This is a genomic window from Vibrio sp. Y176 (assembly GCF_033438945.1).
The window spans coordinates 1-512 of sequence record NZ_JAWOQS010001215.1; the positions used below are offsets into that span (position 1 = coordinate 1).

The 512-nt window shown below is 43.0% G+C and carries 1 pseudogene; it reads right to left on the reverse strand.

Annotation, left to right across the window (positions count from 1 at the left end):
• Positions 1-288 (reverse strand): annotated as a pseudogene (locus R7O13_RS31045) (amidohydrolase); the annotation flags it as partial.
• Positions 289-512 lie beyond the last annotated feature (224 nt).

Below are 512 nucleotides of genomic sequence, written 5' to 3' on the forward strand. Positions count from 1 at the left end.
CAACATAGTTTTGCCTTTTAAGTCGACCAACTGTGTTTTACCGAACTTGTGTTCCATCGCTCCATCTTTGCTGCCGACATAAATGATTTTCTCGCCTAATGTCGCGACGGCTTCGGCGTACTCTGGCTTATCGCCTGCCATGGTTAGGATGTCGCCACCATAATAAATTTTGTCTGCGGCGGTTACTTTGAGTGGCTCGGCGACGGCTTCTACTTCTTTCGCTTCTTCAGAAAAACACCCCGTTAAAGCAAGCCCAGATAGGGCAATGGGGATCCAGTTTTTGTTCATCGGTCATCTCCATACAGAGTAAGTTTTTTGCCTATTGCTCCCATCTCAATGAGTTTGAGAACTCAATAGGTCACATTCACTTTAGTTCATATTGAAGGAGGATTATCAACAAGATTAAAGACTTTCAATCAAGCGCAAGTTATACCTATCGATGAATATCAAAAATGTTACCTTTTCCCATTTCATAAACGTTTCTGGACTTGGGCAATGTGACCCATAACGAG